The following is a 23,366-nucleotide window of genomic DNA, read 5'->3' on the forward strand; positions in this document are numbered from 1 at the left end:
ATGTCGAACTTAGTGACCAATGCTGGACACGCCCATGTCGATGACCATGGGCACGATGACCATCACCACGACTCGGGGCCGATGACCGTTTTCGGTTTCTGGCTCTACCTGATGACCGACTGCATCTTGTTTGCGTCGATCTTCGCGGTGTACGCGGTACTGGTAAACAACGTAGCGGGTGGCCCGTCGGGCCACGACATCTTCGAACTGCCTTACGTGCTCGGCGAAACCGCCTTGCTGTTGTTCAGTTCGATCACCTACGGCTTCGCCATGTTGGCCTTCTACAAGGGCAACAAGAAAGGCGTACTGAGCTGGTTGGCACTGACCTTCCTGTTCGGCCTGGGCTTCATCGGCATGGAGATCAACGAGTTCCACCTGCTGATCTCCGAAGGCTACGGCCCGCACCGTTCCGGCTTCCTGTCCGCGTTCTTCACGCTGGTAGGCACCCACGGTCTGCACGTAACGGCTGGCCTGCTGTGGATGGCGGTGATGATGTATCAGGTCAATAAACACGGCCTGACCAACACCAACAAGACTCGACTGAGCTGCCTGAGCCTGTTCTGGCACTTCCTGGACGTGGTCTGGATCTGCGTCTTCACCGTTGTTTACCTGATGGGGACTCTGTAATGGCTAATGCACACTCCCATGACCATGACAGCCATGATGCAAGCCACGGCAGCGTCAAGTCGTACGCCATCGGCTTCATCCTGTCGGTAATCCTGACGCTCATCCCGTTCGGTCTGGTGATGTACCCGACCCTGCCTAAGTCGATCACCTTGATGATCGTGCTGGCATTCGCGGTGATTCAGGTTCTGGTTCACTTGGTGTACTTCCTGCACCTGGACCGCTCCAAAGAGCAACGCGATAACGTGATTGCGTTCGTGTTCGCAGGGTTGGTAATCCTGCTGCTGGTTGGCCTGTCGATATGGATCATGTTCAGCATCCATACGTTCATGATGGCGAAGTGAGGTAAGACCCGATGTCGCTTAAGCACTTTATCCAAATCACCAAACCGGGGATCATTTTCGGTAACGTGCTTTCTGTGGCGGGCGGTTTCTTCCTGGCCTCCAAGGGACATGTCGATCTGGCCATCTTCCTGGCTGCAATGATCGGCACTTCCCTGGTGGTAGCTTCCGGATGCGTGTTCAACAACTGCATCGACCGTGACATCGATATCAAGATGGAGCGCACCAAGAATCGCGTGCTGGTGCAGGGCCTTATCTCCCTGAAACTGGCACTGATCTACGCGACCGTCCTGGGTGTTGCCGGTGTGGCGTTGTTGTACAAGGTGGCCAACCCCCTGGCGGCGCTGTTTGCCGTGATCGGTTTTGTCATCTACGTCGGCCTCTACAGCCTGTACCTCAAGCGCAAGTCGGTTCACGGCACGCTGGTGGGCAGTCTGTCGGGGGCGATGCCGCCGGTGATTGGTTATGTGGCTGTAACCAATAGCTTCGACATGGCCGCGCTGACGCTACTGGTGATGTTCAGCCTGTGGCAGATGCCGCATTCCTACGCCATCGCGATTTTCCGCTTCAATGACTACCTGGCCGCGTCAATTCCGGTTCTTCCGGTTAAACGTGGCATCCAGGTCGCCAAGAAACACATCCTGCTGTACATCCTGGCCTTCCTCGTGGCGACCTTGATGTTGACCTTCAGTGGCTACGCCGGCATGAGCTACCTTGCCGTCGCCGCCGCCATGGGCATGTACTGGTTGTACATGGCCTGGACCGGCTACAAGGCGGTGGATGACACCGTCTGGGCACGCAAGCTGTTCGTGTTCTCGATCTTCACCATCACCGCGCTCAGCGTGATGATGTCCCTGGATTTCCAAGTGCCGAAAGAGCTGTTGCTGACCTACGCTCACTGAGTGGTCCCGCAGTGAAAAAGCCCCGCCTTCGAGAGAAGCGCGGGGCTTTTTCTTGGGCGGTGGTTTAAATCCCTGGGTATTTTTATCGTCATACCCTTGAGTACGAGCTGTGCGAATCCATCCCTCGCCAACAAGGAGTTGCCACATGGTCAGCGTTAGTCGTCGGTCCCTTCTCGCTGTAAGTGCTGCCCTGCCATTGCTGGGGCGGCTGGATTGGGCGATGGCAGCGCCGCCGCCGGCAAAGTCTGACAAGGTACGCCTCAACTACAACGAAAGCCCCTACGGCCCCTCAGGTGCTGCGCGTGAAGCGATGCAGCGAGGCATCGCCACCTCCGGACGCTATCCTTACGGACATATGTACAGGTTGGCCGGGCTGTTTGCCCAGCAGCAGGGTATTGCCGAAGAACAGGTGGCAGTGTTTGCAGGCTCCATGGCCGCGTTGCGTTATGCCGTACTCGCATTCACCACCGAAACCCGCGGCCTGGTGATGGCCACACCGTCTTATGAAGTGCCGCGCCAGGCCGCCGAGTCGAACAAGGCGCCGGTGAAGGAAGTCAGCCTGGATGCCGACCATGCCCACGACATTCCGGCCATGCTCACCGCCGATCCGCAGGCCGGCATGCTCTACCTGTGCAACCCCAACAACCCCACTGGCACTATTACACCGACCGAGGCCATCCGCCACGCGTTGGCGAACAAGCCCAAAGGCAGCGTGTTGGTGGTGGACGAGGCTTACATCGACTTCGCTGACGTGCCCAGTGTCGTCAGTTGGACCAAGGACCACGACGACCTGCTGGTACTGCGCACCTTCTCGAAAATCTACGGCATGGCTGGCGCCCGCCTGGGCTTGGCCATCGGGCATCCAGCGTTGCTGGAGCGACTGGCCGTGTTTGGTGGCGACAACGTACCGGCCGGCACCACCCTGCTCGGTGGCCTGGCCAGCCTGGAGGACGTGAAGCTGTTGCCCCAACGCAAGGCGCTCAACAATCAACTGCGTGATGAAACCGTAGCCTGGTTGAAGGTGCGCGGATTCACCTGCACCGCCTCCCAGGCCAATTGCTTCATGATCGACGTGAAGCAACCGGCGGAGCAGGTGATCGAAAAGCTGGCGGCGCAGGGCGTGCTGATCGGACGAGTGTTTAAAGGCTGGCCGCAGTGGGTGCGGGTGACGGTGGGTAACAAGCCGGAAATGCAGCGTTTTCGCGAGGTGTTCGCGCAGCAGATCGTGAGTATTTAAGCCCCTGAGACCTGTTTCATTCTCGTCCTTTACGGCGTATTTTTTACGCGATGAGTCGACGTTGTCTCAAGCGCTTCGGGAGAGAAGCCTTCAGCTCAGGTCGCCGGGCTCATTCCGTAGTCAACGATCAAGGACGATACCTATGCGACGCAATGCCCAACCCCACGATGCGCCCGAATCCGTGCGGCAATTACTCGACGTCGAACTGAGCCGGCGCGGGCTGGGACATTTCGAGGTCTACCAGTGCGGGCCGACGCTAGATGAAGCAGAGATCATTTCCAACTACCCCGAAGCCTTGGAGCAGTCCGACACCGCCGATGATTTTTATCGGCGCGACCGGCTGGTCTCCCTCACCCGCAAACGCATCAAGCCGTTTTTCTGGAGTGACGAAAACCTGCTCAAACCTGCCGCCGACGCGGTGCCTGTGCCGGGCCCGTGCAAGCCGGTGGGCGAAGGCGCCAGTTTCATCGTGCATGGCAATCAGGGCTTCTACTCGGTGCTTAACCTTTGCAGCTTTGGTGAAGGCCAGCAGTTTCGCGAGACAGTGCTGGCGAACCAGAGTGAGCTGCAGATGTTGTTGGTGTCGGTCTATGACGAGGCCCTGGAAAACCGCCCGCCCGTCGAGCGGCCTAACGTGCTGACTCCCCGGGAGACTGAAGTGTTGTCCTGGTCGAGCCTGGGCAAGACCTACAACGAGGTGGCGCTCCTGACCAGCATGACGTCCCATACGGTCAAATTCCACATGACCAACATTTTCGCCAAGCTGGACGTCACCAACGGCAAGTCAGCGGTTCGCAGGGCCTTGGAACTGGGTTACATACGTTCCCCGTCATAAGCCCCGAACGGGTCCGGCGCTGCTGTCTACCTGTCCATATAGGCAGCTTGTTGGCCGGCCAGAGGTGCATTACGTTTCCCCGCTATTGAGTCCGATGCCGGATGAGCCGGCATCGTCATGGCGAGGGAGCGGTTCCATGAAACGTTGCGAAACCGGTTGCAAGGTGTCCCGATGATGGGCACTTACCGAGCCTTGCGCAGCCTGAATGCTCGGCTGCAGTCACTGTTCATGATCACCTTGGTGTTCCGTATGGGGACCCTCGCGTTTCCCTTCTATGCGGCGTACCTGATTCAGCAACACGCCGTATCGTCGGGCACTGCGGGGCTGTTGGTGGGGTTGTACGGTGCCGGAGCGTTATGCACCGACCTGGTTATCGGCGCGGTCATCAAGCGTTTCTCGGCGCATCGGGTGATCCTGGCTTCACTGCTGTTCAATGCGTTGCTGCTGCTGATCATCCCTTCGGTGGACAACACCCTTGCACTCTTGCTGCTGTCTTTTCTCTGGGGCGCCTGTTACGAAGCGTTCACGCCCGCGACTTACTCCGAGACGGTTGCTCACAGCTCGCTGGATGCTCGCAAAGTGGCGTTTTCCTGTAACCGCCTGGCAATCAATATCGGGATGGCCATCGGGCCCTTGCTGGGAAGCCTGGTGTTCCTGCGCAATGCGGATGCGGTGTTCTACATCAACGCGGGCCTGTCGCTGTTGGCCTTCGGTGCGTGCCTGGTGTTCGGGCGAGCAGTACCCACGACGTCGGGCCTGCCCGTTGCCGGCAAAGGCGAGGGGTTGCCCGAGGTGGCGGCCCATGAACGCTCGCGGCTGCTGGTGATATTGCTGGCGGCACTGCCGGTGCATGTGGCTTACGCCTTGCCCCCCACGTTTCTGTCGGCCTTCATCATCCATTACACCTCGCTGCCTACCTACTACGTGGGCATCATCTTCTTCATCAATGCGCTGTTAGTGATTGTGTTCGAAGTGCCGATCAACCTGCGTATGGCGCATGTGTCCAGTAGCCGCTCGCTGGTCGCAGGGTTCCTGCTGGCGGGCGTCGGCTTCTTCCTGATGGGATTCGGGCAGGTGGGGGCATTGTTGATGGTGGCCACGGTGCTGTGGAGCCTTGGCGAGATGATCGTGTTCCCCGGCATTACCCACTACATCAGCAGCATTTCCAGCCGTGGCACGGTGGACCGCAACCTTGGCTACTACTCGGCAGGCGTGAATATCGGCGTCATGATCGCGCCGTCGCTGGCGTTCATGCTGGTGTCACGGCCGTCCTTGCCGTCGCCATGGTTGTTGGCAGGTTTTACCTTGTTGCTGTTCGCCGTCGCCGTTGGAGTGATGAAAACCTCGACGGTGCTTTGGAACAAGCAGGCCTGAGGGGGACGAGGCGCACTGCATTGCGCGGACGCCTCGTTGCACTAGGTCATGACTGGGCGCTGATGGCGTAGCCGTCGAAGGCGCTTTGTTGCTGCAACGCGGTCACGATGCTCTTGCGGGTGACCGGTTGCTCGGTGCCGCTGTTGTCGACGAAGGTTTCACTTTCCAGCTCCGCTTCGCTGCCTTCACCCACGAATGCAAAGCCCAGGAACTCGAACGCTTCACGGTCGACGTTCGGCTTGGAGCGCGGCGTGCGCAGCGGCAAGGTGACGCTGATGCCATCCTTGCTGATCACAAACACTTCGGCTTCTTTCTTGGGCCGTGAAGCCTTGCTCTTGCCGGCGCTCGGGTTGCTGATGGCCTGGTGGCTCTGGTTCAGCACTTTCAACGCAAGGCCGTACACAAGCTCCTGGAACTCGGGATCGTCCTTGAAGCTGGACAGGATGCGGCTGATCGAGAATTGGCTGCTCAGGTCTTCCAGGGCGGCGTTGTCAGCGGCCTCGGCGTCCTTGAGTTGTTTGAGCTGGCCCATCAGGTCGTAGGCCTTGTCGTCGTCGAAAGCATCGTGGGCCTGACGGATGGCCACGCGCAGTTCGCGGATCTGGTCGCTTTCCTTGGACGTGTGGAAAGCGTCCAGCACCATCTCGCTGATGATCTTGGCCGCAGGCAGATGCTGTGAAAGATTGATGGCGTTTTCGTATTCAGCTTTGGCGTGCAAGGCGACTACGGATTCTTCGGGGGCGGATTGTTCGGTGTAAGAATCGGACATTGAAATTTCACTACTTCAGTAAACGAGGACAAAAAAGCGTCGGGCATTTTCAGGGGGCAGGGAGGTCAGGTCAAGGTGAGGTTCCGGCGGGTAAATTCATTCAGTAGTCGGCTCTGCCCTTGGGGGACGCGGGTATTTTTATTCTTAAATCAACTACTTTGGCTTTGCGGGCCAGTAGGGTGTTGGCTGAGCGGATGAGGCGTTTGGCATTTTCTGGCGAGCGCAGCAGATAGCCTGTCTCTTCAAGCGCATTGAACTCTGACAACGAAATCATCACCACAGGCTCACCTTTTTTCCGGATTACCAGCAGTGTGATGCGATCTTCGTTGACCCGATTCATCGTTTCGGAAAGATGGGCGCGGGCGTTGGCGTAGGTGACGGTCTCCATGGTGGTGTCCTCGTTCGATGGCTGAAACCTACAGAATTATGCACGGGTCTTCAAAGGACATCTTATCAACGGTCAAGTGCCTGTTGTTGCCATCCGTTTCGCCCTGACCCATATCAACACCCCTGTTCGCTAAACCCGTTACAACGTCCTGGCCTGATAAACCCATAAAAACGACCACTGACCTGCGCCAAGGGGACCGCCCCACGCCAGGTTATTAAAGGACTAATGCGATGGCGCTTTCCCTTTCCCGCCTGGCCTTGCTGGGGGCGACGCTCTGCTTGTCTCTTCCCCTGCACGCCAACGTTGCCGACGCTTCGCTGATCGAACACGGCAAATACGTCGCGCAACTGGGCGACTGCATCGCCTGTCACACCGCCAAGCAGGGCAAGGTGATGGCCGGCGGCCTGGAACTGAGCACGCCGATGGGCACGATCTTTTCGAGCAACATCACGCCGGACCGCGAAACCGGCATTGGCGCCTACACCTTCGAGCAGTTTGACCGCGTCATGCGCGAAGGCGTGACGCCGACGGGGATGAACCTGTACCCGGCGATGCCGTATCCCTCCTACGCCAAGATGAGCGAAACCGACATGCGCGCCCTGTTTGCGTACCTGATGCAAGGCGTCCAGCCGCTGCAGCAGGCCAATCTTGAGGCGGACATGGGCTTCCCGTTCAACCAGCGCTGGGGCCTGGCATTGTGGAATTTCGCCTTCCTCGATAAACAACCCTTCACGCCGGATCCGGCACGCGACGAACAGCTCAATCGTGGCGCCTACCTGGTCCAGGGCCTGGGCCACTGTGGCTCCTGCCACACGCCACGGGGCATCGCGTTCCAGGAAAAAGCCCTGAGCGACGAAGGCTCCAGCGGCCAGCATTACCTGGCCGGAGAAACCGTCGAGCATTGGCGTGCCCTGAGCCTGCGCAACCTGTGGACGGTGGAAGACACCGTGCAACTGCTCAAGACCGGGCAGAACCGCTTTGCCACGGTCGCCGGCAACATGGCCGATGTGATTCACCACAGCACCCAACACTTCAGCGATGATGACCTGACCGCCATCGCTAGCTATCTGAAGTCGCTGCCGCCCGGCAAGGACGACCTGCCCATGCCGTCCGTGGCCCTGGCGCCTGCCACGCCACCGGCGGATCTGTTCACCAGCCGTGGCGGCCTCGGGTACATGCAGTTCTGCAGCGACTGCCACCGCAGCGATGGTGCGGGCGTGAAAGGTCTGTTCCCACCCCTGGCCGGCAACCCGAGCATTGCGTCCAGCAACCCGACGTCACTGTTGCACATCACCCTGACGGGCTGGGAAACCGCACAAACGGCGACGCACCCACGGGTCTACACCATGCCGGGTTTCGCCCGTTTGAAGGATCAGGAAATCGCCGAAATCCTCAGCTTCGTGCGCACCCGCTGGGGTAACGAAGGCACGCCGATCAGCGCTGTCCAGGTGAAGAAACTGCGCGACCAACTCAACCCAGCTACCACCGATTCGTCGGCCTTCGAAACCCCGCGCCTGGCCGAGTTGCTTGCGGCGCTCAACGCCGACCAGGTGGTTCGAGGTATGCGCCTGCACCTGCAAACCAAAGAGCTGCTGCCCGACAACGTCGGCAATTCACTCAATTGCAGCAGTTGCCATCTCAACGCTGGCACGGTGGCGGATGGCTCGCCGTTTGTGGGCGTCTCGGCGTTTTTCCCCAGCTATGCACCGCGCGCGGGCAAGGTGGTGACCCTGGAAGAGCGCATCAATGGTTGCTTGCGCCGCTCGATGAATGGCAAACCCCTGCCGCCGCAATCGGCGGACATGCAAGCGATGGTTGCCTACTTCGACTGGATGAAAAACAACACCCGCCCCGAAGACAAGGTGGCCGGGCGCGGCGTGGGCAAGGTCGACCCGGCGATCAAGCCGGACCTGGCCAATGGCAAACAGGTCTACGCCAAGCAATGCGCGGTGTGCCATGGCGACAACGGCCAGGGCCTGGCACGGGCCGATGGCGAACTGATCTACCCGCCGCTGTGGGGCGATCAATCGTTCAACATCGGTGCTGGCATGGCCCGCACCTACACGGCGGCGGCGTTCGTCAAACGTAACATGCCGATTGGCTTCCATGAGAAATTCCCGTTGGGGCAGGGCGGTTTGTCGGACCAGGACGCGGTAGACGTGGCGGCGTATTTCTCCGGCCAACCGCGCCCGGATTTCCCGGACAAGGTCAAGGACTGGCCGAACGGCGGTAAACCTGTCGATGCGCGTTACTAGTCCAACTGTTTGAGGCAGGCCTCGAGAATGTCCAGGCCTTCCTCCAGCACCGCAAGCTCAATGGTCAGCGGTGCCAGCAGGCGGATAATGTGCCGCGACTTGCCGCTGGGCATCAGCAGCAAGCCGGCGTCCCGCGCCAGGCCGAGTAGTTGGGCCAGCTGTTTCGGCGCGGGTGTGCCGTCGGCGTTGGCCAGTTCGATACCGCGCATGGAACCAACGCCCGTCAGGCGGCCGAGGTAGGGTGTGAGGCCTTGTGCACGCCAGGCCTCATAACGGCTGACGATGGCTTCTTCCTGCTGTGAGCCCCAGGTTTTCAGGTGTTCATCGGTCATTGCATCCAGCGTTGCCAGCGCTGCTGCACAGGCGATGGGATTGCCGGAGTACGTGCCGCCCAGGCCACCTTTTGGCAGATTGTCCATCAACGCTTTGCGCCCCACGACGGCGCCCAGCGGTACACCGCCGGCGATGCTTTTACCCAGCAGGATCAAGTCCGGCTCGATCCCCAGGCGCGAGAAAGCAAAACGCTCGCCGGTACGGCCAAAGCCCGATTGGATTTCATCGGCAATCAGCAGGATGTTGTTCTCGTCGCAAAAGCGCCGCAGCGCCTGGGCGAATTCGATGTGCAGCGCCAGGAACCCGCCTTCGCCCTGCACCGGCTCGATGATGAAGCAGGCCACGTCGTTGACGTCGATTTCAACGCTGAACAGGCGGTCCATGGCCTTCAGCGCCTCGGCGCAGGTCACGCCGTTATCGGCGCTGGGGTAAGGCAGGTGATACACAGGGCCGGGTAGTACCCCGACCTTTTGTTTGTAGGGCGCGACCTTGCCATTCAGGTTGAGCGTGGCCAGAGTACGGCCGTGAAAGGCGCCATCAAACGCGATCACCGCGGTACGGCCGGTGGCGCCGCGCACGATCTTCAGCGCGTTTTCCGCCGCCTCCGCGCCGCTGTTGGTGAGCATGCCGCTGACGGGGTAGTCCACCGGGATAAATGCGGTAAGACGATCCATCAGCTCGATGTAAGGCGCGTGAGGTGCTGCGTTGAACGCGTAGTGGGTCAGCTTAGTCGCCTGGTCACGAATGGCTTCGACCACGCCGGGGTGGCAATGACCGAGGTTGAGCACACCAATGCCGCCGACAAAATCGATATAGCGTTTGCCCGAGGTGTCCCAGACCTCGGCGTTTTTGCCGTGGCTGAGGCTGATGGGGTGAACGATGGAAATCGACTGGCTGATGGTTTCGCGGCTCATGAATCGGGGACTCGGCAGTGACGGGCTTGTTTTTATCTAAGCCGGGCGCCCGCCCTTGCCGCAAACGAAATAAAGTCGCCGGGTCATGACTGAAAGTCGGGATGTGTGCCGACGTACTCCACCATCCAGTTGAGGAAGGCTTTCACCTTGGGAATCTCGCCGGCATGTTCGGCATGGGCGATGAAGTGCGCGCCGCTGCTGGGCATCGCATAGTGCCAGGGAATCATCAGGCTGCCCTGGGCCAATTCATCCGCCACCAGATACTGCGGCACCAGCGCCACGCCATAGCCTGATTGTGCTGCGCGGATGCACATGTAGAACGTGTCGAAACGCGGCCCATGGTAGCTGTTTTGCGAATGCAGGCCCTGTTCCAGGAACCATTCGTGCCAGGCTTCCGGGCGCGAGGTGCATTGCAGCAAGGTGTGGCGCGACGAGGCATCGCTGCCGTCGGCGACGAATCCAGGTGCACACACCGGCACCACCGCTTCACGGAACAGCTCGATGCAGGTCGCCCCCGGCCATGAGCCCTGGCCGAAGAAAAACGCGATATCGGCCTTGGCCTGCAACACGTCGAAAGGCTCCAGCTCGTTGCGCACGTCCAAATGAATATTCGGATGTTTCGCCGCAAAGTCCTTCAGCTTGGGCACCAGCCAGCGGTCACCGAAGGTGGGCTGGGTGGCGATGCGCAGCACCTCGGTCTCGCCACCGTAGGTGAGGATGTAGCGGCTGGAGATATCCACTTGGGTGAGGATCTTGTGTACTTCGGCCAGGTACAGCGAGCCCGCTGGCGACAGGTACAAACGCTGGCGCACCCGTTCGAAAAGATTATGGCAAAGCATCTCTTCCAGCTGCGCCACCTGCTTGCTCACCGCACTCTGGGTCAGGTGCAGCTCTTCGGCGGCGCGAGTGAAACTCAAATGGCGGGCGGCGGCTTCGAAGCATTGCAAGGCCGTCATCGAAGGGGTCAAGCGTTTTGAAATCATGCACTTCATTCCAAATCGGAAGGAGCCTTTGCCTAAAGGTCGTTTGTAGCAGTGGCGCAAAGCCGTTGATACTGCCCGGCAGCACTATAAACCGGCGCGGGCTGTGGAGCGCCGAATAATAAGGAATGACAGGGAGCGCCTTGCATGAACCCATTCAAAACTACTTTGGCCGCCATCGGTGCCACTGCCGTGCTGGGCTTGGCGAGCACCGCCCAGGCTGGCGCGACATTGGACGCCATCCAGAAAAAAGGCTTTATCCAGTGTGGCGTCAGTGACGGGCTGCCGGGCTTCGGCGTACCGGACAGCAAGGGCAAGATGACCGGTATCGATGTGGACGTGTGCCACGCCGTGGCAGCGGCTGTTTTCGGCGATGCGTCGAAAGTGAAATTCACCCAGTTGACCGCCAAGGAACGCTTCACCGCGCTGCAATCCGGTGAAATCGACCTGATCTCACGCAACACCACCTGGACCAGTTCCCGTGATTCGGGCATGGGCCTGGTGTTCACCGGCGTGACCTACTACGACGGCATCGGCTTCCTGGTGAACAACAAACTGGGCGTCACCGCAGCCAAGCAACTGGACGGCGCCACCGTGTGCATCCAGGCCGGCACCACCACCGAACTCAACGTGTCCGATTACTTCCGCACCCATGGCATGAAGTACACGCCGATCACCTTCGACACCGCTGATGAAAGCGCCAAGGGCCTTGAAGCCGGGCGTTGCGACGTGCTGACTACCGACCAGTCGGGCCTCTACGCCCAGCGCATCAAGATGGCCCACCCGGATGAGTTCGTGGTGTTGCCGGAAGTGATTTCCAAGGAACCGCTGGGGCCGTTGGTGCGCAAAGGCGATGACGAGTGGTTCAGTATCGTCAAATGGACCCTGTTCGCGATGCTCAATGCCGAGGAAATGGGCATCACCTCGCAGAACGTCGAAGAGCAGGCCAAGACCACCAAGAACCCGGATGTCGCGCGGTTGCTGGGGGCGGACGGCGAATACGGCAAGGACCTGAAACTGCGCAAGGATTGGGTGGTGCAGATCGTCAAGCAGGTGGGTAATTACGGCGAAGTGTTCGAGCGCAACATCGGCCAGGGCAGTGTGCTGAAGATCAAGCGCGGGCTTAATGCGCTGTGGAACAACGGCGGCATCCAGTACGCGCCGCCGGTTCGCTGACACACTGGGGTGTCATTCGGACACCCCATCTTTCCCCGCTGCCTTGGCGCGATACAACGCTTGATCGGCGCGCGCGATCAGGGCAGTGGGAGGCTCATCGGTTTGACGCTCGGCCACGCCCAGGCTCAAGGTGACCTTGAAGTCGTCCCGGTGCGGGCTGTTTTTCAACTTCAAACGGATACTAGCCGCCATTGATTTTGCGATCGCCAATGAGGTTTTGGGCAAGACCAGCACAAATTCATCGCCGCCCCATCGGGCCAGCAGGTCGCCTGGGCGGATACAGCTTTGCAGGCATTCAACCACCTGCACCAGCGTCTGATCGCCCACACCGTGGCCGTATCGGTCATTGATGGACTTGAAGTCATCGACGTCCATCGCGATCAGCGCCAACGGCAGGCGAAAGCGCTGGGCGCGCTCGCACTCTTCCTGTAGTACTTTTTCCAGACGGTAACGATTGGCGACCAGGGTCAAGGCATCCCTTTCGGCCAGGGAGCGATTTTCATCCAACTGTAGTTGCAACTGCTGATTGACCCGCGACAGCTCGCGCGTGCGTTCGGCCACCAGCGCTTCAAGGGACTGATTACGCCGTTCCAACTGCTCGACGGAGCATTTGCGCAGATGAATATCACGATGGGCACCGACCATGCGCGCGACCGAGCCATCCGCATTGCGCGCAATCACGTAGCCGCGGTCTTCGATCCACAGGTAGCTGCCATCTTTTTTACGGCAACGGTACTCGGCCTGGTAGTGGGGGGCGCGACGGTGGATGTAGTCGTCGAACACCTTCATCACGTCGGGGTAGTCATCCGGGTGGATCACGTTCTCCCAGGTGAACACGCTGTTCTCCAGTGCATGGCGATGATAGCCAAGCATTTCGTACCAGCCGGGGTTGCGGTAGACGAACCCGGTATTGGCGTTCCAGTCCCAGATCCCGTCGCTGACCAGCTCCAGGACGGTGTGCAGCATGTCGGCGTTGAAGTGAGAGAAATCCTGCTTTAACGGATTATTGTCGGAGGTATCGTTCATCTGCGCATCCCTTGCGTAGGCAGGCATCTGAAGCCTGCCACTGTTGTCGCCGATACTCCGTGGCTGGGGCTACTGTACAACGGGGGCTGGAGGCTTTGAATAGGGTAGATGTACGGCTTATGATTGATGGCTATAGGCTATTATTTTGGGGCCGTCATCCTCGTCGGCACCTTTCCGTCCGCATTGTGCTGGTAAATCGCTTCAGGCTGACCTCTTTCATTGAAAAACACCTGGCCGATACCCGCCGAATTCCATAACCGTTCGCCCGCTTCGGCATGCTCAGGAATATGTGGCACCACCTGCATGGTGCGGCGGCGCGTGAACCAGTTGAGGGGCGAGCGGGGTGAGTAGAGCCAGCGGTTGAGGCGGTCGAACCACTCCAGTAATCGTGGTGGAAATTCGTTCTTGATGCCGCTGCTGGTGATCTGCCAGATCCTGGGGCCGGCGTTGCGATGGCGGATCAGCACTTCGTAGACGAACGAGTAGTGCACGTCACCGGAGAGGATCACGTAGTTACCTGGCGTGCGTGAGTGGCGGAAGATATTGAGGATCACCTGTGCAGCGCCGCGATGGGCCATCCAGTTTTCCGCGTCCACCAGCAAGGGGTGGCCGCACCAACTGAAGACTTTCTGCACCGTCTCGATCAGCTTGACGCCAAAGATCGGCGCGGGCGAGACGATGATGGCCGAGGGGTGGTCCAGTAGCTCCTGTTGCAGTTCGCTCAAGGCTTCCCAGTCCAGCAGGCCTGAAGGTTGCTTGAGGGTGAACTCGCTGCGCCAGCGGCGGGTTCGGGTATCGAGCACCACCAGGGCAGGGGTGGTAGGCAATACGTAGTGCCAGCGTTGAAATTTCAGCAGTGTTTCGAGCAGTTCATCCTGCGCAGCGGCGTCCAGATGGTTGGCTTGAGGCTGAGCAGTGAGCGCCTGGGTCTGGCTGACCAGTTCGCCGAATGCATCCGGTTGGTTGCCCCAGCCTTGGCACAGCAGGTAAGCCAGCAGGGCGTTGCCGATGATGCGTTTGGAAAAGGGATGGCCGTAGGCGGTCTCTTCCCATTGGGCGCTGAGGTTCCAGTCATCGGTGATGTCGTGATCATCAAAGATCATCAAGGTGGACAGGTGGGCAAAGACACGCGCGACGCCTGGCAGGCCGTCGCGGAATCGATCTATTTGTATTTGTTCGCGGGCGTAACGCTGCTGTCGTTCTGCATTCAGATGCGGCGGTTGAGGCGTGATCAGCGTCCAGGGCGTTGGAGACCACACCAGCAAGTACATCGCGATGACCTCGGCAAAGGTCACCAGGTGGTTGTCGGCGGTGCTGCTGGTGAAGATCGGCTTTTTCACACCGCCAAAGAAGCGTTCGCGCAGGGTTTCGTTGCTGTCCAGCGCAGGCAGCAAGTCGGCGCGATGGTAGTAACTGGCGCTGTGTCCATAGAGGCTGGCGCTGTCATCGACCACCGCGCCCTCCAGGTACTCATCGAACAAACCCAGGCGCGCAATCAATGCATGGATTGCCCGCAACATCGGCCCGGCCACATCATCGGCGTAGACCTGGTCGCCACTCATCATCAGCAGGGCCGGGCGGTCGCTCGGGCTTTGGGCATCGGCCAACAGGCGGTCGACACACAGCAGGCCCTCATCGGCGCTGTGGTGGGGTTTGCGGCAGGAGCCATGGACCAATTGATGGATGCGGCTGTGCAAAACGAAACTCGGGAGTTGGGCGTTGGCGTACAGCAGGTGCGGTGCCCAGTCGGCGATGCCGGTGTTGTCAAACCGCAGGTCGTAGCTGATCGCCATGTCCAGGGGCAGCGCTTCGTCCAACGGCACATCAATCAGGTGGATAAAAGCATGGCGACCCACGCGTACGACTTGACACTCGTCTGGCGAGATCACCCGTGTTTGCGTAGGCAATGCCAGCGTCAATTCCAGTGCTCGACTCCCTACCAGCCACAACACCAGGCGCCGTGGTTCAAGGCGTCGCAACAGTGGGCCGGCCAATACGGCGGGCAGTGTGTCGGTGTTCGGCATGCAGATGAGGTTTCCAGGCTGGATTGAACCGGCAAGATTAATCCAGTGAATGTCATGGTTTTGTTAAGTGAGAGTACGAAGGGCCGTGCACTGCCCTTCGTCTAATGCGGTTTAAAGCAGATTGCCTCTACCGAGGCTGTCTAGCCCACCTCCGGTTTTACGGCGCCGATCATTACCGGCCGCGCTTTCAGGATCAGCGACGCTCTGTTGAGTATGTGTTGCGTCAATGCTGCGCTTCCTGCGCTGGGGCTCTGCATCATCCTGCTGCAGTGGGGGGTATTGAAAGTTGCCCAGTGAGTGATTGATTGCGCTAAGCATGGATGTTTCCTTCTATAGGAGTAGAGGATTACTTCGCCTTTCGCAGCGAAGTGAGGCCAAACCTATAGAGGGTGAGAAGGACCGGCTATAAACGCGCTGCTGCAAGATATGACTGGCGTTGGCGCCTTTTTTCAAAAGTCGTCAGAGGCGCCATTCGCGCAACTGTCTAGGCCGGGAGATGTAGCGCCTTGCTTGCCCTCCCGCACAAACGCCGCCCGATTTTCCGCTACCACATTACGCAACGCGCTGTAGTAATCCGGCAGCTTCTGCAGGCTGTCGGTAAGCGGCAAGAGCGATGCCCGTGTATCGACCGTACCGCCGACCAGGCTGAGGGTGCCCAGGGTCTGTACCGTATCGCTGTCGCCCAGCGGCGAGACCAGGAAGCTCAAGACCTTGCCCGCGGCGTCCCGGCTATTGCTGGTGCCCAACAAGGGCAATTCAACAATGGGGCCGCTGCCCATGCCCCACACGCCGAATGTCTGGCCGAAGTCCGCTGTGTGGCGCGGGATACCCAGGCGGTCGGATACATCGAACAGCCCCACCACGCCTATCGTCGTGTTCACGGCAAAACGCCCCAGGGTATTGACCGAACGTCGCGGGTTGCCTTGCAGCAGATCATTGATAAACACCTTCGGCTCGCTGAAGTTGCTCGCGAAGTTATGCACACCCTGCTGGAAAAAATCCGGCAGGTAACGGTAGCCGCGAGCCACGGGAGCCAGGGCGTAGTCGTCCACCGCACGGTTGAAGGCAAACACCCCCCGGTTGACCGGTTCGGCCGGGTCATACACCGGGTAGTTCACCTGTGCACATTGCGTGGTGGGCGTTACGGGCGCCGGGCTCGCACAGCCCGTCAGGTAAGACACAGTCAACAACAGCACGGCCTGGCGAGCCAGATGCTGGGGGTAGGTCAGCGAGCGCATGGGCACAGTCTCCGCAAAAGGGAGGCCGATGCTGGCATTGCGGCCTTGCGCAAAGATGTCTGGTTTATTGCGCGGTTGACGTTTTATTGCAGGGTTGAAATATATGACGGGCCGCGCCGAATGGTTTTAGATGACACCTTGTCCCAGCCCAGTGAAGACCGTCGGTGAGCAACCTGTTGATCGTGGACGATGACCTTGAAGTCCTCGCCCTGCTGAAGAAATTTTTCCTGCAACACGGCTATACGGTCGAGACCGTGGCCAGTGGCATCCAACTGTGGGCGGCCATGGAGCGCCAGCCCGCCGACCTGATCATCCTCGACCTGATGCTCCCCGGCGACAACGGCCTACTGCTGTGCCAGCGCCTGCGCCAGCAATACGCCACGCCAGTGATCATGCTCACCGCTATGGGTGAACTCAGCGACCGTGTGGTGGGCCTGGAAATGGGCGCCGATGATTACCTGAGCAAGCCTTTCGACGCGCGTGAATTGCTGGCCCGAGTGCGCGCGGTGTTGCGCCGGGCGGGGGAGAGCCGGCCGCCCTTGGGCGATGCCGCGCGCCCGCTGATCCGTTTTGCCGGCTGGCAACTGGACCTCACGCGCCGCGAATTGCGCTCGCCCGATCAGGTGATGATCCCATTGTCATCCGGCGAGTTCGACCTGCTGCTGGTGTTTGTCGAACACCCCCAACGGGTGCTCAGTCGCGAGCAATTGCTGAACCTGGCGCGTGGCCACAGTCATGATGCATTCGACCGCAGCATTGACGTGCAAGTGAGCCGCCTGCGCCGCAAGCTGGAATTCGATACCAAGCGCCCGGCGATGATTCGCACGGTGCGCAACGGTGGATACCAATTCACCGCCAGCGTGACCCGATCATGAGGCGGCCACGTGATACCGTCGCCCGCTGGATCGCCTTGACCATCCTGATTGCGATGTTGACTGCATTGGCGTTCAACGCCTTGTTTGTGCAATTGGCCGGTGTGTGGGCCCGACCCCCACTGACTGAAATCGGGTTGCTGGAAAGGATTGCCGTGGTGGTGCGCGTGGTCGAGGCCTGCGAACCGTCGCAACGTCCACATCTGGCCCAAGCAGTCGGTGACGAAGGGTTCAGCGTGGTGTGGGCCGCCCAGCGCCAGGCCTTGGGGTTGCCCGTTCTGGCCGGCCCCGACTTTCACTCGGGCGAGCAGGCCTTCAAGCACCTGCTCCAGGGCCCACCTCGTCCGATGGAGGCGTATGAACCGTCTGACTGGCCCGACGGCAACGGCCGCTACGCGCTGCTGGTGCAATTGGCTGACCGCTCCTGGCTGATGTTCAGCGCGCCCTCGCGCAGTTGGGGTTTGGATGATGGTGCACGCAGCCTGATCGTGGTGCTGCTGGTGCTGATCTCGACCGCGCTGGTCACCCTGGTCGCGACCCGTCGCCTGGCCCGACCTCTGCAGCACTTCACTCAGGGCGCGCGGCGCTTTGGTGCCGACTTTCGGGCGCCGCCCATTGAGCCGGTCGGCCCGCACGAAATCCGCCAGGCGATCCTCGCCTTCAACAGCATGCAGGCGCAGTTGCGGCATTTCATCCAGGACCGCACCCAAATGCTCGCCGCCATTTCCCACGACTTGCGCGCGCCGCTGACACGCCTGCGGCTGCGCGGTGAGTTCATTGAGGACGCCGATCAACAGCAAAAGCTGTTTCGCGACGTGGACGAAATGCAGGCCATGATCAACACCGCTCTGGAGTTTTTCCGCGATGACGCCCGGCTGGAACAAGCCACCCAACTGGACCTGGCGGAATTACTGCAAACCCTGATCGACGACTACCGTGACCAAGCCATCGAACTGACCTTTTGCGGCCCGCCGCGCCTGGTGTATTTCGGCCGGCCATTGGGCCTCAAGCGCGTGATGACCAACTTGATGGACAACGCGATTCACTACGGCACTGCGCCGCAGATCGAGTTGCAGCAGAAGAATGGAGAGGTGGTGGTTCGCGTACTGGATCGCGGGCCAGGCATTCCCGTTGAGCATCGTGAGCAGGTGTTCCTGCCGTTCTATCGCCTTGAAGGGTCACGCAACAAAAGCACGGGCGGTGTCGGCTTGGGGCTCTCCACCGCTCGGGCGATTGTGCTGGAACATGGCGGCACCTTGACCCTGGCCGAGCGCCAGGGTGGAGGGTTGGAGGCGGTAGTGGTGTTGCCCATTTAAACTGGCAAGCGAGGATCTTGTGGTGAGCGGGGCAAGCCCGCTCACCACAACAAGCCCGCTCACCACCGACGACCGGATTCTCACAGAATAGCAATCAGCCCCCGGAGCCGTTCATTCAGGTATGTGAGTCGTCGATCACCTTCGGCACCGTGAACCGGAACTCACTGCCGCGACCCACCTCACTCTCGGCAACAATCTTGCCGCCATGGGCTTGGACAATGCCTTGCGTGATGTACAGCCCCAGCCCGCTGCCAGTCGGGTTGTTTTCCGTCTGTGTCCAGTAGCGGTCGAACACATGGGGCAGCTGTTCCGGCGCAATACCTTCGCCGGAATCGCGCACCGAGAACACGATTTCTTCGCCATTGCTCATGGCGCTGATACCGATATTGCCTTGGCGCGGGGTGAACTTGATGGCGTTGCCGATCAGGTTCGACAGCACCTGGAACAGGCGCTCCGGGTCGGCATTGATCTGCAGGCCCGGCTCGGCGTTGAACGACAGGTCAATGCCTTTCTCCATCGCCAGGGGCGCCAGCAGCGAGTAGGCCTCATCGAAAATCTGGCTCACATCCAGGATCACCGGCCGTACCACATAGCGCCCGGCCTCGATTTTCGAGGTGTCGAGCAAGTCTTCCAGCAGCACGTTCATGCGCCCGGCGGCTTGTTGCATGGTGTCGATGGCCGAGGAAATCCGCCGCGACGTGTGTGGGCCATCGGAGCTGAAGGCCTTCTGCATCATGCCGCACAGCATGGAGATGACCGTCATCGGGTTGCGCAGGTCGTGGGACACCACTGCCACCAGCTCATCGCGGGCGCGCACGGCTTGTTGCTCGCGCAGCACCTGGCGGGCCAGGTCGTTTTCCAGCGCCGAGCGGCGCAGATCGTTGGCGGCAAAGTGATCGCCATGGCTCCACTTGGTGGAGATGCCGGCCATTTCCACTTTCCAGATTTCAAATGAGGTGCGTGGGCGAAGGCGCAGGCCGGCGTCGGAGTTTTCCAGGTCCAGCGGTTTTTTCGGGTCGCCGCTCCAGTTGATGTTCTCTTTCACTTCCGGGCGGAACCACAGCACGCCGTTATCCACAGGCTTGGGCAGACTCATGGCCAGCACGCCACTGGCTACCTGCTGGAACTCGGCGGCCGGCGGGTAGACCGACGACAGGTTATGGCTGGAGAACACCGGCTCGCCACCTTCTTGCAGCCACTTGTGCAACGCACGGATCTGCGCCGGCTCCGGGCAGTTACCGTAGCGGTGCAGTTGCTTGTCTTCAATGATCGCCACGCCGCCGGACAGGGTCAGGTCCATCAGCACCTGACCTTGCTGTGCCAGGCCGTCGAACACGTTTGCTTCCGAGCGCTTCATCGCCTGATCAAGCAAGGCCAGGGCCTCGACTTTCTCTTCACGCTGACGGCTCAGGTCCAGGGCTTCCATGGCGCTGATTTGCAGCGACAGCACCTGGCCTATGGTCTGGCAGGCCGTGCGCAGGTCATTGGGCACCAGCAACGGCTCACGGTTGCCGCAGCTGATCAGGCCCCACAGTTTGTCGCCCTTCATCAGCGAGATACTCATGGACGACAACACGCCCATGTTCTGCATGTACTGGCAATGAATCGGCGACACGCTGCGCAGGGTGGCGAAGCTCAAGTCCAACGGCTGGCCGGTGTCCGGACGCAGCTTGGGCAGCAGGGGCACAGGCTCGTAGGCCGCGTTCGGGATGATGCGTAGCCAATTGGTGCGATACAGCTCACGGGCTTGCTCCGGGATGTCGGACGCGGGGAAGAACAACCCGTTGAACAGTTCCATGGACGGTGCCGACGCTTCGGCGATCACCTGGCCATGGCCTTCGTCTTCGAAGCGGTAGATGAGCACCCGGTCGTAACCGGTCATGGCCTGGATTTCATTCACGCTGATTTCGTACAGCGCTTGCAGGGTTTTCGCCGACTGCAAACGCTGCAGCATTTTGCCCAGGTCACTGGTGCGACCATTCAGCGCCCGTGGGCGGAAATCCTTGAGCAGCGGCTCGAACTCCAGTACCAGCACCTGCTGATGGCGATGCAGCAGACCTTCGAATTCCGCGCCGTTAAACGTGACGTGCAAGGGCGGCGCATCGAAAAACGTATTGTTTTGCGCCATGTCGGCAACCGCCTTGGCGCGCTCTACGCCTACCAGCGTGTGCAGTGGCTGGCCCAGCAACGCTTCGGCGGCATGGCCGAACAACGTGGCGACGTTGGCGCTGACCTGGATGATGTTCAGGTCCGGCTCCGACAACGTCAGCAGCACACCGTGAGGCTGGATGGCGCCGGGGAAACGGATGGGCTCGTCGGCACAGTTGGCAAGCAGCTCTTCAAAATCTTCGGGTTTCATAGCAGTACCTCCTGGCTGTCGAGCCATTGCTCAAAGCAGCTGAATGTTGATCGGGCAGCGTCCACGGCGCGCTGTCTGGCTGGCGCGTCGAGTGGCTGGTCGCCCAGGTAATCAAGAAAGTCTTTCCAGCGTCGGCCGGTCTCTACCCCGTAGATATTGAGAAACGCACCGCCGTTTTCGGCATTCACGTTCAGGCGCTGGGTCATTTCCCGGCGCAGTACTTGGCCGCCCAGGGTCGCGCCTTCGAGTACATACAAGGCGCCCAGGCAGGCAGCGGGAGTGTCGAACGTGGGGAGTTCAAGGCAACGGGGCAGGGTATCGACAGCTCGGTCATCCAGGCCTAGGGCATTGAGATCACCTAGCAGCGTCGGTGTTTTCACACGCAACGCGCAGTCGTAGCCATTAGGAATCAAGCCACTGGCGTACAGTGCCGACTCGACTGGCCCATAAAAACCGTAATACGCCTGGACCAGGCGCTGATACCAATCGGCATCCAGGCGCTCGGTGAAAAACGGCAGGCGCTTTTCCAGCGCTACATGCAGCAGGGCGGTACCTGTGCGCAACGCCTCCAGCAATGAGGGCGCACCAACGTCATGGGCCTGTGAATGCATTCAATGAGCTCGAGCTGTGGGCCTTTCGGCCATGAATGACGCGTGGAAATGGGCGACGATTCTACACACCTCAAAGCCTTCATCTGTACGCACAAGGCGAAAAGGCTGACCAGCGGATCAGAAAAGTCGCTCCTTGCTTCATTAATGACCGCAGCGCTTGCCGCGAAGTTCGGTTAAAGCGATGTCTCAACGCCATTAATGCATGGACAACCCCTGTTGGGTCAACGCGGTTTGCACGCATTCGATCAAATGTTCGCTGCTCCACGGCTTGGGCAGGAAGCGCACCGATCCCCCTAACTGAGCCGCCAACTTGGTGTTACCCGAGGTGAGCACCACCGGGACGCTCGGCCAACGATGCGCCACTACCCGGCTCAAGTCATAACCATTGAGCAAACCCGGCATTTGGATATCACTGACAATCAAGTCCACCGGGTCATCGCCCCGTTCCAGGTAAATCATCCCTTCATCCGCCGAAGGAAACGACGTCACCACGGCGCCGAAATCCTCCAGTACATCCACCATTAACGATCGAATGATCTCGTCGTCTTCCAACACTAAAATCGATGGCTGAGCCATGATCCTTACTCCACCATCAGGGTTCATTAAGGTGGAGTAGAACACGTCTATATAGGTTCGATTGGATATCTATGGGGCGATGGATGGTCGTTTCAGAGGTGCTATCCGGTAAAGTGCAGGGCTCGCTTCTACGTGCTCAAGGATTGATATGTTTATCCGCAACCCTTTGGTTCCAGAACTGATCTAGAAATGGAGTCCCCATGAAGTACCGTGCTTTGATGACCCTCGCCCTGACCCTCACCACAAGCCCTGCCTTCGCAGCCGGTGACGCCGAGGCCGGCGGCAAGCTCTTCACCAAGACCTGCGGCGGTTGCCACAGCATCGGCGAAGGTGCGCGAGGTGGGTTCGGGCCGGAGCTCAACGGCATCATCGGAAGGCCCGCCGGGACCACCACGGACTATCAGTACTCCGACGCGATGAAAAACTCCGGCGTGGTCTGGACCCGGGACAAACTTGCCGCCTACATCGAGGCGCCGAAGAAAGTGGTGAGTGGCACGCGGATGATCTTCTGGGGCATCAGTGATCAGGAGAAGATTGAAAACATTCTGGCGTACCTTGAGACCTTTCAGCCCAAGTGACCGTGTTGCTGGCGCGGAACATTATGTTTAAAAGCCGGTCCAGTCATCACACCTATTCACTGATAAGGACATCTCACCGTGAAACGAATTGCACTGCTCTCCCTCATTACCCTGGCCCTGTGCGCCTGCCAATCCAACCAACGCGACTCCTCGCCCAGCCTGCTCAAGGACGGCATCCAACTGCGCCAGAAAACCGTGGCCGTGGATGCGGAGCACGCCAAGGTCATCATGAAGGCCACCGGCGGCACCAACCCCGTCGAATTCGCCATCCGCCGCGAAGGCGACCCCGACCAACGCCTGGAAACCCTCGGCACCGTGATGGATACCGGTGAAGGGAAAGTCTTCAACTGGATTGCCAAGGTCAACCAGACGGTGGCGAGTGCGGGCTTCAAGCGGTTTCCACAATTGGAGATTCAGGCTGACCCTGGCAAGAAACTCACCGTGTCCAGCTCGGCGAGAAGCCAGGGCAATGGGATTTACTACAGCTGCGGGCCGGTGATGAACACGTTCAGCCCGGAAAAGGCCAAGGTGTATTTGGTGGAGTTCCAGTTCCGGCTCAACCGTGCGGCGTGTGCGCTGCAGGTGTTTGATATTACGGATCCGGGGAATCGGGTGTTGGTTGGGGGAGAGGGGAGTGA

At 59.9% G+C, this 23,366-nt stretch carries 22 protein-coding genes; 12 read left to right on the plus strand and 10 right to left on the minus strand.

What is annotated here, in order from left to right:
* From HX823_RS13335 to HX823_RS13360, 6 genes are all read left to right on the plus strand, one after another.
* The gene (locus HX823_RS13335) at window positions 1-627 is read left to right on the plus strand and encodes a cytochrome o ubiquinol oxidase subunit III (RefSeq protein ID WP_010206435.1); all 627 of its coding nucleotides are present in this window, start codon (window positions 1-3) and stop codon (window positions 625-627) included.
* Entirely contained in the window at window positions 627-968 is a 342-nt protein-coding gene (cyoD, locus tag HX823_RS13340) for a cytochrome o ubiquinol oxidase subunit IV (protein ID WP_010206434.1), read from the plus strand. Before HX823_RS13335 ends, cyoD begins: the two co-directional genes overlap by 1 nt.
* An 11-nt stretch (window positions 969-979) precedes the next feature.
* Entirely contained in the window at window positions 980-1,867 is an 888-nt protein-coding gene (cyoE, locus tag HX823_RS13345) for a heme o synthase (protein ID WP_003194050.1), read from the plus strand.
* A 145-nt stretch (window positions 1,868-2,012) separates the two neighbouring features.
* Window positions 2,013-3,104 carry a pyridoxal phosphate-dependent aminotransferase gene (locus tag HX823_RS13350; RefSeq protein WP_177075141.1) on the plus strand — a complete coding sequence of 364 codons (1,092 nt, stop codon included), beginning with the start codon at window positions 2,013-2,015 and terminating at the stop codon, window positions 3,102-3,104.
* Between the two features lie 142 nt (window positions 3,105-3,246).
* Window positions 3,247-3,939: a LuxR family transcriptional regulator gene (locus HX823_RS13355; protein ID WP_033896218.1), complete on the plus strand. Its 693-nt coding sequence runs from the start codon at window positions 3,247-3,249 to the stop codon at window positions 3,937-3,939.
* 174 nt (window positions 3,940-4,113) lie between these two features.
* Window positions 4,114-5,313, plus strand: coding sequence for an MFS transporter (locus HX823_RS13360; RefSeq protein WP_177075142.1), 1,200 nt, complete (start codon window positions 4,114-4,116; stop codon window positions 5,311-5,313).
* Window positions 5,314-5,359: 46 nt separating this feature from the next.
* Here the strand turns inward: HX823_RS13360 and HX823_RS13365 are convergent, their stop codons facing one another.
* Window positions 5,360-6,082, minus strand: a complete 723-nt coding sequence (locus HX823_RS13365; protein WP_038846720.1) for a hypothetical protein — start codon at window positions 6,080-6,082, stop codon at window positions 5,360-5,362.
* Between the two features lie 100 nt (window positions 6,083-6,182).
* A complete protein-coding gene (locus HX823_RS13370) occupies window positions 6,183-6,470 on the minus strand; it encodes a type II toxin-antitoxin system Phd/YefM family antitoxin (protein WP_177075143.1) in 288 nt (95 codons plus the stop codon).
* Window positions 6,471-6,700: 230 nt separating this feature from the next.
* Between HX823_RS13370 and HX823_RS13375 the strand changes: the two genes are divergently transcribed.
* The gene (locus HX823_RS13375) at window positions 6,701-8,725 is read left to right on the plus strand and encodes a c-type cytochrome (RefSeq protein WP_177075144.1); all 2,025 of its coding nucleotides are present in this window, start codon (window positions 6,701-6,703) and stop codon (window positions 8,723-8,725) included.
* Here HX823_RS13375 and HX823_RS13380 read toward each other — a convergent pair.
* Window positions 8,722-9,972: an aspartate aminotransferase family protein gene (locus HX823_RS13380; protein WP_177075145.1), complete on the minus strand. Its 1,251-nt coding sequence runs from the start codon at window positions 9,970-9,972 to the stop codon at window positions 8,722-8,724. The two genes, HX823_RS13375 and HX823_RS13380, sit on opposite strands and share 4 nt — an antisense overlap.
* 83 nt (window positions 9,973-10,055) lie before the next feature.
* Window positions 10,056-10,955 carry a LysR substrate-binding domain-containing protein gene (locus tag HX823_RS13385; protein ID WP_177075146.1) on the minus strand — a complete coding sequence of 300 codons (900 nt, stop codon included), beginning with the start codon at window positions 10,953-10,955 and terminating at the stop codon, window positions 10,056-10,058.
* 144 nt (window positions 10,956-11,099) lie between these two features.
* Here HX823_RS13385 and HX823_RS13390 point away from each other — a divergent pair, with 144 nt between their 5' ends.
* Window positions 11,100-12,128: an amino acid ABC transporter substrate-binding protein gene (locus HX823_RS13390; RefSeq protein WP_177075147.1), complete on the plus strand. Its 1,029-nt coding sequence runs from the start codon at window positions 11,100-11,102 to the stop codon at window positions 12,126-12,128.
* Between the two features lie 12 nt (window positions 12,129-12,140).
* On the opposite strand, the gene HX823_RS13395 is transcribed toward HX823_RS13390, so the two are convergent.
* The 3 genes from HX823_RS13395 to HX823_RS13405 form a co-directional block, all read right to left on the minus strand.
* Window positions 12,141-13,154 (minus strand): diguanylate cyclase domain-containing protein, encoded by a 1,014-nt coding sequence (locus HX823_RS13395; RefSeq protein WP_038846705.1) that lies wholly within the window; start codon window positions 13,152-13,154, stop codon window positions 12,141-12,143.
* Between the two features lie 140 nt (window positions 13,155-13,294).
* A complete protein-coding gene (locus tag HX823_RS13400; RefSeq protein ID WP_038846703.1) occupies window positions 13,295-15,178 on the minus strand; it encodes an alkaline phosphatase D family protein in 1,884 nt (627 codons plus the stop codon).
* Between the two features lie 449 nt (window positions 15,179-15,627).
* Window positions 15,628-16,416 carry a VacJ family lipoprotein gene (locus HX823_RS13405; RefSeq protein ID WP_177075148.1) on the minus strand — a complete coding sequence of 263 codons (789 nt, stop codon included), beginning with the start codon at window positions 16,414-16,416 and terminating at the stop codon, window positions 15,628-15,630.
* Between the two features lie 164 nt (window positions 16,417-16,580).
* On the opposite strand from HX823_RS13405, the gene HX823_RS13410 reads away from it, so the two are divergent.
* Together HX823_RS13410 and HX823_RS13415 are read left to right on the plus strand one after the other, a co-directional pair.
* Window positions 16,581-17,291: a response regulator gene (locus tag HX823_RS13410; protein WP_177075149.1), complete on the plus strand. Its 711-nt coding sequence runs from the start codon at window positions 16,581-16,583 to the stop codon at window positions 17,289-17,291.
* Entirely contained in the window at window positions 17,288-18,604 is a 1,317-nt protein-coding gene (locus HX823_RS13415) for a cell wall metabolism sensor histidine kinase WalK (protein WP_177075150.1), read from the plus strand. Before HX823_RS13410 ends, HX823_RS13415 begins: the two co-directional genes overlap by 4 nt.
* A 115-nt stretch (window positions 18,605-18,719) precedes the next feature.
* Here the strand turns inward: HX823_RS13415 and HX823_RS13420 are convergent, their stop codons facing one another.
* From HX823_RS13420 to HX823_RS13430, 3 genes are all read right to left on the minus strand, one after another.
* A complete protein-coding gene (locus tag HX823_RS13420; protein ID WP_177075151.1) occupies window positions 18,720-20,963 on the minus strand; it encodes an ATP-binding protein in 2,244 nt (747 codons plus the stop codon).
* Window positions 20,960-21,574 (minus strand): biliverdin-producing heme oxygenase, encoded by a 615-nt coding sequence (locus HX823_RS13425; RefSeq protein ID WP_177075152.1) that lies wholly within the window; start codon window positions 21,572-21,574, stop codon window positions 20,960-20,962. Before HX823_RS13425 ends, HX823_RS13420 begins: the two co-directional genes overlap by 4 nt.
* 195 nt (window positions 21,575-21,769) lie before the next feature.
* A complete protein-coding gene (locus HX823_RS13430) occupies window positions 21,770-22,150 on the minus strand; it encodes a response regulator (RefSeq protein WP_038841617.1) in 381 nt (126 codons plus the stop codon).
* A gap of 200 nt (window positions 22,151-22,350) precedes the next feature.
* On the opposite strand from HX823_RS13430, the gene HX823_RS13435 reads away from it, so the two are divergent.
* Window positions 22,351-22,728, plus strand: a complete 378-nt coding sequence (locus HX823_RS13435; RefSeq protein WP_038841615.1) for a cytochrome c family protein — start codon at window positions 22,351-22,353, stop codon at window positions 22,726-22,728.
* 78 nt (window positions 22,729-22,806) lie between these two features.
* A partial coding sequence (locus HX823_RS13440) for a hypothetical protein (RefSeq protein WP_177075153.1) occupies window positions 22,807-23,366 on the plus strand: 560 nt, incomplete at its 3' end.

The organism is Pseudomonas sp. P7759, assembly GCF_013386445.1.
GTDB classification, from domain to species: domain Bacteria; phylum Pseudomonadota; class Gammaproteobacteria; order Pseudomonadales; family Pseudomonadaceae; genus Aquipseudomonas; species Aquipseudomonas azotoformans_A.

Excerpts from the sequence above, each read along its gene's own strand:
- HX823_RS13335 (WP_010206435.1), top strand. The coding sequence starts at position 1 with ATGTCGAACTTAGTGACCAATGCTGGACACGCCCATGTCGATGACCAT.
- cyoD (WP_010206434.1), top strand. The coding sequence starts at position 627 with ATGGCTAATGCACACTCCCATGACCATGACAGCCATGATGCAAGCCAC.
- cyoE (WP_003194050.1), top strand. The coding sequence starts at position 980 with ATGTCGCTTAAGCACTTTATCCAAATCACCAAACCGGGGATCATTTTC.
- HX823_RS13350 (WP_177075141.1), top strand. The coding sequence starts at position 2,013 with ATGGTCAGCGTTAGTCGTCGGTCCCTTCTCGCTGTAAGTGCTGCCCTG.
- HX823_RS13355 (WP_033896218.1), top strand. The coding sequence starts at position 3,247 with ATGCGACGCAATGCCCAACCCCACGATGCGCCCGAATCCGTGCGGCAA.
- HX823_RS13360 (WP_177075142.1), top strand. The coding sequence starts at position 4,114 with ATGGGCACTTACCGAGCCTTGCGCAGCCTGAATGCTCGGCTGCAGTCA.
- HX823_RS13365 (WP_038846720.1), bottom strand. The coding sequence starts at position 6,082 with ATGTCCGATTCTTACACCGAACAATCCGCCCCCGAAGAATCCGTAGTC.
- HX823_RS13370 (WP_177075143.1), bottom strand. The coding sequence starts at position 6,470 with ATGGAGACCGTCACCTACGCCAACGCCCGCGCCCATCTTTCCGAAACG.
- HX823_RS13375 (WP_177075144.1), top strand. The coding sequence starts at position 6,701 with ATGGCGCTTTCCCTTTCCCGCCTGGCCTTGCTGGGGGCGACGCTCTGC.
- HX823_RS13380 (WP_177075145.1), bottom strand. The coding sequence starts at position 9,972 with ATGAGCCGCGAAACCATCAGCCAGTCGATTTCCATCGTTCACCCCATC.
- HX823_RS13385 (WP_177075146.1), bottom strand. The coding sequence starts at position 10,955 with ATGATTTCAAAACGCTTGACCCCTTCGATGACGGCCTTGCAATGCTTC.
- HX823_RS13390 (WP_177075147.1), top strand. The coding sequence starts at position 11,100 with ATGAACCCATTCAAAACTACTTTGGCCGCCATCGGTGCCACTGCCGTG.
- HX823_RS13395 (WP_038846705.1), bottom strand. The coding sequence starts at position 13,154 with ATGAACGATACCTCCGACAATAATCCGTTAAAGCAGGATTTCTCTCAC.
- HX823_RS13400 (WP_038846703.1), bottom strand. The coding sequence starts at position 15,178 with ATGCCGAACACCGACACACTGCCCGCCGTATTGGCCGGCCCACTGTTG.
- HX823_RS13405 (WP_177075148.1), bottom strand. The coding sequence starts at position 16,416 with ATGCGCTCGCTGACCTACCCCCAGCATCTGGCTCGCCAGGCCGTGCTG.
- HX823_RS13415 (WP_177075150.1), top strand. The coding sequence starts at position 17,288 with ATGAGGCGGCCACGTGATACCGTCGCCCGCTGGATCGCCTTGACCATC.
- HX823_RS13420 (WP_177075151.1), bottom strand. The coding sequence starts at position 20,963 with ATGAAACCCGAAGATTTTGAAGAGCTGCTTGCCAACTGTGCCGACGAG.
- HX823_RS13425 (WP_177075152.1), bottom strand. The coding sequence starts at position 21,574 with ATGCATTCACAGGCCCATGACGTTGGTGCGCCCTCATTGCTGGAGGCG.
- HX823_RS13430 (WP_038841617.1), bottom strand. The coding sequence starts at position 22,150 with ATGGCTCAGCCATCGATTTTAGTGTTGGAAGACGACGAGATCATTCGA.
- HX823_RS13435 (WP_038841615.1), top strand. The coding sequence starts at position 22,351 with ATGAAGTACCGTGCTTTGATGACCCTCGCCCTGACCCTCACCACAAGC.